We start from the raw sequence: 505 nt of genomic DNA, 5'->3' as shown, positions 1-505 counted from the left end.
GACCCAGCCGAAAGTGCCAGTGGTGGTGGCGCTCGCCGACGCCGAAGGCATGGCCCTGGACCTGAGCCTGTCGGTCTCGGCCTACCAGCATCAACTGCGTGACCTGATGCCGGCCGAGCAACTGGAGCACACAAAACCCGCCCAACCTCCCGAGCAGGAGCGCGTGCCGGCATGCTACCGGCTGGATGCCGAACAGCTCAGCCCGCAGAGCCGGGACTTTCACCATCGCAACCTGGTCGCCATGTTGCTGAACAAGACGCTGGAAAGCCTGTACCCGGCGGATGCCCCTTCACCGGAACTGGCCGCGTTCAGGCTGGGCACGTCACGCCGGGGGCCTGCCCTGTGGCCGGCCGAGTCCCATTTCCAGGCCCTCACCCATGAAGATTACTCCCCCAATGGCGCGCGCCTGGCACAGCGCCTCGATGTCGACAAATACCGGCGCTTCCTCGCCGAACGCGACGCACTGGAACGACGGATTGCCGCCCTGCGCAACCTGGCCTTGCAA

Annotated in this window: 1 pseudogene; it reads left to right on the top strand. The window is 66.1% G+C overall.

Annotated elements, in window-relative coordinates:
• Positions 1–505 (top strand): annotated as a pseudogene (locus tag I8746_RS26890) (hypothetical protein); the annotation flags it as partial.

Source organism: Pseudomonas sp. USTB-Z, assembly GCF_019691255.1.
Classification (GTDB): Bacteria; Pseudomonadota; Gammaproteobacteria; order Pseudomonadales; family Pseudomonadaceae; genus Aquipseudomonas; species Aquipseudomonas alloputida.
Note: the sequence above shows the minus strand (reverse complement) of the source record. Positions and strands in the feature narration are given on the sequence as shown.